Below are 8418 nucleotides of genomic sequence, written 5' to 3'. Positions count from 1 at the left end.
CCGCCACCGCTTCAGCCAAGATCCGCACGCACGAATACACGGCAGTCATCTGCATCGCACTGCGCTCCGTCACCTGCTTGCCCGAAGAGGTCGGGCCAAACAAAAACGAATACGACGAACCCGCCGGAGCGAAATCCGTAGCCTTACGACGACGCACAAACCAGTCACGAAAACCCATGGTTGGTCCTTCCTGTTAGAAGACGAGTAGGCCCCGGGTGTCGTAGACGGAGTTGCTTGGGGTCCCACCGTTTCTGATGGCGCGGTCCAGAGCCATGATGGTGGCGACCACACCGTCGATCTTCTCGGTGCTCTTTTGTTTGTCGGGTTTGATGTTCCCGGCCGGGTCGGTGCGGACGTGAATGTTGTCGACCATCCACGACAACACCGGATGTGCCCCGTGCTGCAGGCGGCCTTCCAGGGCGAGTTTCATTAGCTCCTTGGATGGTGGGCTCATGTCTTTGAAGCCCTGGCCGAACGGGATCACGGTGAATCCTGCTTCTTCCAGGTTTTGGGACATGTGGACGGCGCCCCAACGGTCGAACGCGATCTCCCGAATATCAAAGCGGGTGCCGAGTTCTTCGATGAAGGCTTCTATGGCTCCGTAGTGGACCACGTTGCCCTCAGTGGTCTGGAGGAAGCCTTGTTTCTCCCACAGATCGTAGGGAACGTGGTCGCGGGCGACTCGCAGTTTGAGGTTGTCTTCGGGGATCCAGAACCACGGCACAACAACGTAGGCCTCATCATCGTGAACGGGTGGGAATACGAGGACGAACGCGGTGATGTCCGTGGTGGACGCCAAGTCCAAACCCCCATAGCAAACCCGGCCTTCCAGGTCGGAGAGGTCGACTGGGTTTTGGTTGCTGTTCCACGTGTGCATCGGCATCCACCGCACACTCTGTTTCACCCACTGGTTTAGCCTGAGTTGCCGGAACGTGTTCTCCTCGGCCGGGTTCTGCTTCGCGGACTCACACGCCGCTTGGACTTTGTCGACCGGAACCGTGATGTCCAGGGACGGGTTGGCTTTACGCCAGACTTCCTCGCTGGTCCAGTCCTCGTCCGCACCTGCCCCGTACACCACGGGGTAGAACGTCGGGTCGACCTTTTTGCCCTCAAGAATGTCAAGGGCCTTTTGGTGCTGCTCAAAACAAATGCTGTGAATATCCGTGCCCGCGGTGGTGATCAGGAAATACAACGGCTGGGTACGGGCATCGCCGGAGCCTTTCGTCATCACGTCGAACAAGGCGCGGTTGGGCTGGGTGTGCAGCTCATCGAACACGACGCCAGAGATGTTGAACCCGTGCTTCGAATACGCCTCCGCTGAAAGCACTTGGTAAAAGCTGTTGGTGGGCTTGTAGACGATGCGCTTCTGACTGCTAAGGATCTTCACTCGCTTCGCCAAAGCGGGGCTCATGCGGATCATGTCAGCGGCGACCTCGAACACAATGCTGGCCTGCTGACGGTCAGCAGCGCACCCGTACACTTCGGCGCGTTCCTCCCCATCAGCACACGTCAGCAGTAGTGCGACGGCGGCGGCGAGTTCACTTTTGCCCTGCTTCTTCGGTATCTCCACGTAAGCGGTGGTGAACTGGCGGTAGCCATCGGCTTTGATGGTGCCGAACAGGTCGCGGATGATCTTCTCCTGCCATCCGATCAAATCGAAGCTCTTCCCCGCCCATCGGCCTTTCGTGTGTTTCAGAGCCTGGATGAACGCCACCGCGTAATCCGCACGACGAGCGTCGTAGTGGGAGCCCTCAGCCATGAACCGGGTTGGCTGGTAGCGGGTTGCGCTGCGAGAGGTCATGCGTACTCACTCCTTGAGTTCGAAACAGCGTCTGTGGGGGCGGCTGACACAAACCGATATGCGACAGTCGGTCGCGTCCCTGGCTCGGCACCCAACGGCGGACCCACCGCCCGTCGAGCGCACCTTTTGCGGTCACGTAAGTCAGGGCGAGTCTTGAATCTTTGGCGTACAGTCGACTACATGCGAAAACTCATGCTCCTAATCGTTATTGCGATGCTTGGTGCTTCGTCCCTTGGTGCCTGCTCAGGCACTCCAGCATCGACCCCGGCTGAGGATGCCACCGTGAATGTGGTTCAATCTGCTGAACCACAGTCCGAGGCGCAGGAGGAACCGGAGGGCCCCTCGGAAGCTGAGATCAAGGAGTACTTCGACAAACTAGCAACAGGTGACCCCAAAGTCGCAGCTGAGGCAGCCGCACTGGCAGCGCCCGATTCGAACGCGTTTGCCTACGCTACGTACCTGGCGGCCACATACCAGGCTGCTCGCGACGGAGGGTTTTCTTCTGAGAAAAGCACAGTCAACAAGATTGATGGTGGCTTCGAGATGTGCGCCGAGAGCCTAAACTCAGGAGACCCTTGCTCGGAGTACACGAACATCCAGCACGTTGGCGACAAGATCGCAGATTTTGACGCGGGTGGCGAGCCTCTGGCAGGGCGAATCTCGATGGGAAGCGGCGAAGCTCAGCCGTTAGGAGACATCGGAGAGGCGACTCTAATCGCGTCGTACAAGTCCATCAGCGGATATGTGGTTGCTGTGTTCGACGTGAAGTCGTCTTCGGAAGGGCTGTGGCTCTCGGCCACATACATGGCCCCAGATGGGCGCCAGTCACAATCGACCATGTACGACGGTCCGAACCAACTGGCAAACGGTGCGTTTGGGACGTTCTCCTTCATGTTCGAAGGAGCCGAATACGGTGGAAGCGTCATCCTTGAGCCCTTCTCGGAGTCCTCATACGACGTGGCCTCCACTACTTTTGGGCTCCAATAAAGGCATTGGATAAGAGCAACACCCCTGAGCCATTTGGCTGAGGGGCCTGGTTGCCTTAGCAGGTTTAGATGTTCGCCTTTTCCAAGATCAGGGCGATCATCACCGGGTTTTCCATGTGGCCTTTGAGGGCAACACTGCCGGTGAGCTTCCCATGGGTTTGGAACACCAGCCGTAGGGCTTCGTCGGGAACGAACACCACTTTGGTTGCTCCGTCTTCCAGGGTGGTTTCGAGGATGTCATTTCGGTTGTGGAAGGGCTCTGCGGCCCCGGCGTTTGTGCAGGCTTCGCGGATGTCGGCTTCTAGGCTGGGGGTGTAGAGGTTTCGCATGGTCGTTGCTCCTTGGCTCGAAGGCGGGTTTCAGATTTGGGTGAGGCACCAGGCGATGGCGTGGCCTGCGTCCTCGAAGGAGTCCCGGGCGTGGGTGACCAGGTCGAGTTTGCATTCGATGGCTGACCTTGAGGTGGAAAGCACCCCTGGGATGGGCTGTTCGGCGAGGCGGTAGACCCTTGCGTCATTGACTTGTCCTTCGCCTTTGATCCAAACCAGGTCGGAAACCAGGACGTAATCTCCGTGTTGGAGGACCGCCCCGTAGCAGCGATCCGTGTGCATCTGGAGGTTTTCGGTGGTCCAGGTGTAGGTCTCTTCGTTGTTTCGCATTTTCGGCTCCTTCGGTGTTGTTTGCGTATGTACATATAGCCATACGTTTCGCACACTATCCAGCCGGTTTCCCCAGCAATAGCAACGAAAACTGGAGATGTGTATCTCTAGGAAACAAGGGTGAATCGGCTTGCTTTCCGGGCACGGACAAGCAAGAAAACCACCCTCGTGGGGTGGCTTCTCGGTGCGGCGGTTGCCGGTTAGTTGGTTTCCTCGGTGGTCATGTTGTCGATGATGTCGTCGAACCAGCGGTCTTCCATGCGCAGGCGGAACAAGGCGAGTTTGCCGAGGTGGAGGCCTTCGAGGGGGAAGGTCAGGACTGTCAGGTCCGCGGGGAACGGGTCGGTCACCTCACCGTGGGTGGCGGCGTAGTTGTTGATGTTCTCCCCGGTGGTCTGCGCCCAGTAGGTGGGGGTGCCGATTCCTTCCTCGGCGAGCAGCTTGTTGTAGCCGTCGACCCATGCGTTTAGGTCGCCTCCGGCACCGCAAATCGTGTAGTGGCTTCCCTGGTAGGCATCCTGGTGGCTGGTGACATTCATTCTTGACTCCCTATTCTGTTGGTTGTCAGATTGACCGGTTAGCTGCGATTTCGCGGCTGATGTGCTCGACTACCTCGTCGTAGTCCAGGCCGAGTTTGCGGCAGTACTTGCCGAGTTCGCGGTGGATTTCCTGGCGCTCGATGCTCCATTCGACGTACCGGTTGAAGGTGTCTTGGAAGGTCGGGATTCTCAATTTCTTTGGCTCCTTTTTGGCTTGTTTGCGTATGTACATACAGCCATAGGTTCGCCACACTATCCAGCGGGTTTGCCCTGTAATAGCAACGATTTCTAGCGGCCTACGTCTCTAGGTTGCGCCCTGGTTTTAGGGTTGGTGGACGTGAGAAAACCACCCCTTCTTTTGGGGTGGCTTCTCGGGGTGAGTCGGGGTCAGTTGCGTTCGAGTTTGAAGGCGGGCCGCTCGCGGCGTTCACCGGTGAGGATGTCCACGAACCGTTCTTTCACGTTGGTGATTCCCGTCAGGTTCCAGCCTTGCTGGCAGATTCCCTGTAGGAAGGCCGCCATGCCCGTGTGACCGGCGCTGACCGTGAAAGTGTCGATTCCGAGGGCGTCGAGCTCTTTGGTCAGGCCCGGCAGGTCAGTGTCGGAAATGTACTCGGAGAAGTCGAGGTGCTCGTTCCCGGTTTCTTTGGTGACCACGTAGGCCCAAATAACTGAGGGCGAGTTGATTTCGGTGCGGGTGGCGATCTGGTTTTCCAGGGTTTCGGTGGTGTTCATATTTGGCTCCTCTTGGCTTGTTTGCTTGTGTACATACAGCCATAGGTTCCACACACTATCCAGCCGGTTTGCCCCGTAATAGCAACGATTCCTAGCGGTCTATGTCTCTAGGAGTCGTGTTGCTATCCGGCGTGATTGTCCATTTGTCTTCGCCGGGGATGAGGCCGAGGGTGGACCCCGAATCCCAGGCGACGTGGACGGTGCCGAGGTCATCAACGAACATGACGGTGCCCTCGCTACCAGCAGGCAGGTCCGAATACGGATCCGACGTGTAGACCAGGCGGACCCGCTGGCCGGGCTGTACGTTCTCGGTGCTCACGCTGTCACCCCCGCGGCCTGAGTTGGCTGGGGTGCTTGTGGCGCGGGTGGGTTGGCCCACGCCGCGTTGCCTTCAAGGTTCCCCATCAGGACTTTGCGGGCGGTTTTGTATTGGATGCCGATGAACCCCAGGCGCAGCAGGAGGCAGCGCATCGCGTACTTCTCATTCCCACCCGCTGGCGGCTTCGACGAAACGCGGCTGGCCTTCTTCGAAGCGTCGATCATCGCGGCCAGCAGTTGTGCGACGGCTTGGGCTACTTCCGGTTCGGGCACGCTTGTGAACCAGGGGAAGGACACTTGGTCTTCGGTGAACTCCACCGGCAGTGCCGGAAGGTCGAGGGCCTTAGTGATGAGGGTGCGTTTGGAGGCGAGCATGGCCACCAGGTTCGCCTGCGTGCGCTCATCCCACCCGGTAGTTGGGAACGAGAGCGTCAGCCCCACATCTTCCCGAGCGGCTTCCCCGGCGGATTCCTCAGAGGGTTCGTTGGAGGCCTGCGCGGGGGCTTCTTCGGCCGCCTGTTCAGGTGAGCCTGCGCTGCGCGACACCTTGTAGCCTTCCTGGGTGGCGACCGCTTCGATCAGGTCCACGTCCCGCGCGGGCAGGTCTGTGGGCCAGGTGACGGTCCAGTCGCGTTCCAGGGTGACGAGGCCGATTTGGTAGGCCATGCTTGGTGCCCCCAAATAGGTGGATTTGATGCCGCCAAGGACCGTGCCGATCACCTGGGCTAGGTGCTTCCGGGCTTGCTTGGCCTGTGGGGTGAACAGGGTTTTCATGACCGGCTCCTTCCGAGTGGCCCCACCGGGCGTGGGGCTTTTTGGTCATGTACATACACGCTCTACCCGGCACATATAGCAAGCCGGAAACCCCAGTGTTTTCAAGGGATTTCGCTCACTCACCTGCCCGTTGAACATCGCGCACCAAATCCAAATACGCGTACTCCCTGCCGCCGCGACTACAGGTGATCCCGGCGGCGTCTCCGGTGTGCTCGGCGTAGCGGCGCAGGATCACGGACGCATATTTTCCGTCGAGTTCCATCGCGTAACAGATGCGGTCGGTCGCCTCGCACGCCATCAATGTGGAGCCGGAACCGGCGAAGGTGTCGAGCACGATCGCGTTGGCCTGGGTGGAGTTCCCAATCGGATAAGCCAACAAATCCAAAGGCTTAGAAGTGGGGTGATCTGAGTTTTTGCGGGGCTTGTCGAAGTTCCACACCGTGGTCTGCTTCCGGTCCGCATACCAGCGGTGCTTCCCCTTCCCGAGCCAACCAAACAGTACTGGTTCGTGCTGCCACTGATACGGGGACCTTCCAAGGACGAGAGAGTTTTTCACCCAAATGCAGCACCCGGAGAGGTGGAAGCCCGCGTCAACGAAGGCGCGGCGGAAGTTCACCCCCTCCGTGTCCGCATGAAACACATAAGCCGAGCCGCCCTTCTCGGTCGCGGCAGCCATTTGAGTGAACGCGGCATAAAGGAAGTCGTAGAACGAGTCCGCCTGCATTTTGTCGTTCGCGATCTTCAACCCGTCGGAGGATTCGAAGGCGACGTTGTATGGCGGGTCGGTGAGAACCAGGTTCGCTTTCTTCCCACCCATCAACGCTTGAACGTCCGTCTCGTTGGTGGCGTCACCGCACACCAGGCGGTGTCGTCCGATGGTCCAGATGTCGCCGCGCTCCACAAACGCTGCCTCCTCAAGAGCGGCGGTGAGGTCAAACCCGTCGTCCTCCACCTCGGTCTCGTTGAGGGAGCCGATCATGGCTTGGATTTCCTCATCATCAAACCCGGTCAACTCTGCATCGAAGTCGCTGGCGTCTAGGTCTGCGATCAGGAGGGAGAGTTTATGTTGGTCCCACTCACCATTGATCTTGTTGAGCGCAATATTCAGGGCCTTCTCACGGGTCTCGTCCAACTCGACGACAACACAGTCCACGTCCTCGTAGCCGAGGGCTTTGAGGGCGGTGATGCGTTGGTGGCCTCCGACGACGCGTCCGGTGGTCCTATTCCAGATGACCGGTTCAACGTAACCGAACTCGTCGAGGGAACGTTTGAGTTTGTCGAACTCCGGATCCCCAGGCCCCAGTTCCTTACGCGGGTTGTAGTCCGCCGGAGTCAGATTACCAATCGGTATGGTCTTTAGCTGCATTTGCAAGGCGCCTCACCTCATTCTCCAACTGGCGCTTGTACTTGTACTCGTTCTCCCACGCGCCACCATCACCGAAGTGACCGTAGGTAGAGAACCTTGAGAGGCCAGGGCCGCGCAGATCCAAAGCGTCGATGATCGCTCCGGGGCGGAGCGGGAACACGGCGCTTGCGGCCTTCGTCAGCAGGGAGTCGGCGTAGAGGCCACTGCCTGCGGTGTCGACGCTGAACGCGACCGGGTCGGCTTTCCCAATCGCGTACGAGATTGCGACCGTCGCTTCCTCCGCCAAATCTGCGGTGACGATGGTCTTGGCGATTAGGCGGGCCATGTAGGCCGCGGACCGGTCAACCTTGGAGGCGTCTTTCCCGGAGAACGCGCCACCCCCATGAGCGGCCAAACCACCATAGGTATCGACGGCGAGTTTTCGCCCCGTCAGGCCTGTGTCTGCGGTTGGCCCGCCGAGCGTGAACTTCCCCGACGGATTCACCAAGACGTGAGCATTATCGGCGATGGGGAGATGTGGCTGGCAGGCGGGGCCGATGACGAGGGTCTTCACCTCACGCGCCAACTCGGATAAGTCTTTCTTCGCGTCATGATGCACAGACACCACCACCGCACACACTTCAACCGGACGGCCCGCACTGTCGTAGGTGATGCTGACTTGCGCTTTCCCGTCCGGCTTGATGCCCTTGATCAGCCCATCTTGGCGGGCTTTGTCGAGGCGCTTGCAGATGTCGTGGGCTAGGACCAGGGGTAGCGGCAGCATTTCTTTGGTTCCCGAAGTGGCGTATCCGTAGAAGGTGCCTTGGTCGCCAGCGCCCTGCAAAGCGAACGCGGACTCATCCCCGCCGCGCGCCTCCAAAGAAGTGGTGACCCCAGCCGAAATGTCTGGGGATTGGCGGCGCACCCGCACACGAATCCGGAACCGGCACGGCTCATACCCAGCCTTGATCAACGCTTGCCGAACAGAATCACGGATACGGGGGCGCACGCTGGTGGTGATTTCCCCGGCAACTGTGATCGTTCTTCCTGCGGCCAGCACTTCTACGGCGACGCGGGCGGTCTTGTCCTCCCACAGGATGTCGTCAAGGACCCGGTCGGCGATCAAGTCACACAGTTTGTCAGGATGACCAACACAGACGGCCTCAGCGGTTTTGACTATAGACATCAGAAGGTTCTCACTTTCAATGGTTGAAAACATGGGTAAACAAAAACAGCACCCCACGGTTGGGATGCTGCAAGA

At 59.2% G+C, this 8418-nt stretch carries 11 protein-coding genes; 1 reads left to right on the top strand and 10 read right to left on the bottom strand.

The window, feature by feature from the left end; genetic code table 11:
• Positions 1-193 precede the first annotated feature (193 nt).
• Positions 194-1801, bottom strand: coding sequence for a terminase large subunit (locus tag CS903_RS05435; RefSeq protein ID WP_099332531.1), 1608 nt, complete (start codon positions 1799-1801; stop codon positions 194-196).
• 180 nt (positions 1802-1981) lie between these two features.
• On the opposite strand from CS903_RS05435, the gene CS903_RS05430 reads away from it, so the two are divergent.
• Positions 1982-2788 (top strand): hypothetical protein, encoded by an 807-nt coding sequence (locus CS903_RS05430; RefSeq protein ID WP_129587607.1) that lies wholly within the window; start codon positions 1982-1984, stop codon positions 2786-2788.
• A gap of 64 nt (positions 2789-2852) precedes the next feature.
• On the opposite strand, the gene CS903_RS05425 is transcribed toward CS903_RS05430, so the two are convergent.
• The 9 genes from CS903_RS05425 to metK all read right to left on the bottom strand — a co-directional run bounded on the left by CS903_RS05425 (position 2853) and on the right by metK (position 8343).
• Entirely contained in the window at positions 2853-3116 is a 264-nt protein-coding gene (locus tag CS903_RS05425) for a hypothetical protein (protein ID WP_099332529.1), read from the bottom strand.
• A gap of 30 nt (positions 3117-3146) precedes the next feature.
• Positions 3147-3446, bottom strand: a complete 300-nt coding sequence (locus tag CS903_RS05420) for an Nmad4 family putative nucleotide modification protein (RefSeq protein WP_099332528.1) — start codon at positions 3444-3446, stop codon at positions 3147-3149.
• Positions 3447-3646: 200 nt separating this feature from the next.
• A complete protein-coding gene (locus CS903_RS05415) occupies positions 3647-3985 on the bottom strand; it encodes a hypothetical protein (RefSeq protein ID WP_099332527.1) in 339 nt (112 codons plus the stop codon).
• A gap of 25 nt (positions 3986-4010) precedes the next feature.
• A complete protein-coding gene (locus CS903_RS09370; protein WP_164996688.1) occupies positions 4011-4178 on the bottom strand; it encodes a hypothetical protein in 168 nt (55 codons plus the stop codon).
• Positions 4179-4372: 194 nt separating this feature from the next.
• Positions 4373-4720 (bottom strand): DUF7698 family protein, encoded by a 348-nt coding sequence (locus CS903_RS05405; protein WP_099332525.1) that lies wholly within the window; start codon positions 4718-4720, stop codon positions 4373-4375.
• 91 nt (positions 4721-4811) lie between these two features.
• Positions 4812-5039, bottom strand: a complete 228-nt coding sequence (locus CS903_RS05400; protein ID WP_099332524.1) for a DUF4314 domain-containing protein — start codon at positions 5037-5039, stop codon at positions 4812-4814.
• A complete protein-coding gene (locus CS903_RS05395) occupies positions 5036-5812 on the bottom strand; it encodes a hypothetical protein (RefSeq protein WP_099332523.1) in 777 nt (258 codons plus the stop codon). The genes CS903_RS05400 and CS903_RS05395 overlap by 4 nt, the downstream gene beginning before the upstream one ends.
• Positions 5813-5927: 115 nt before the next feature.
• Complete coding sequence (locus tag CS903_RS05390; protein WP_099332522.1) at positions 5928-7178, bottom strand: site-specific DNA-methyltransferase; 1251 nt, start codon at positions 7176-7178, stop codon at positions 5928-5930.
• Positions 7150-8343, bottom strand: a complete 1194-nt coding sequence (gene metK / locus CS903_RS05385) for a methionine adenosyltransferase (protein ID WP_099332521.1) — start codon at positions 8341-8343, stop codon at positions 7150-7152. The genes CS903_RS05390 and metK overlap by 29 nt, the downstream gene beginning before the upstream one ends.
• Positions 8344-8418 lie beyond the last annotated feature (75 nt).

The organism is Actinomyces minihominis (assembly GCF_900187855.1).
Lineage (GTDB): Bacteria > Actinomycetota > Actinomycetes > Actinomycetales > Actinomycetaceae > Scrofimicrobium > Scrofimicrobium minihominis.
Note: the sequence above shows the minus strand (reverse complement) of the source record. Positions and strands in the feature narration are given on the sequence as shown.

Coding starts and splice junctions, on each gene's coding strand:
- CS903_RS05435 (WP_099332531.1), bottom strand. CDS start 1,801: ATGACCTCTCGCAGCGCAACCCGCTACCAGCCAACCCGGTTCATGGCT.
- CS903_RS05430 (WP_129587607.1), top strand. CDS start 1,982: ATGCGAAAACTCATGCTCCTAATCGTTATTGCGATGCTTGGTGCTTCG.
- CS903_RS05425 (WP_099332529.1), bottom strand. CDS start 3,116: ATGCGAAACCTCTACACCCCCAGCCTAGAAGCCGACATCCGCGAAGCC.
- CS903_RS05420 (WP_099332528.1), bottom strand. CDS start 3,446: ATGCGAAACAACGAAGAGACCTACACCTGGACCACCGAAAACCTCCAG.
- CS903_RS05415 (WP_099332527.1), bottom strand. CDS start 3,985: ATGAATGTCACCAGCCACCAGGATGCCTACCAGGGAAGCCACTACACG.
- CS903_RS05405 (WP_099332525.1), bottom strand. CDS start 4,720: ATGAACACCACCGAAACCCTGGAAAACCAGATCGCCACCCGCACCGAA.
- CS903_RS05395 (WP_099332523.1), bottom strand. CDS start 5,812: ATGAAAACCCTGTTCACCCCACAGGCCAAGCAAGCCCGGAAGCACCTA.
- CS903_RS05390 (WP_099332522.1), bottom strand. CDS start 7,178: ATGCAGCTAAAGACCATACCGATTGGTAATCTGACTCCGGCGGACTAC.
- metK (WP_099332521.1), bottom strand. CDS start 8,343: ATGTCTATAGTCAAAACCGCTGAGGCCGTCTGTGTTGGTCATCCTGAC.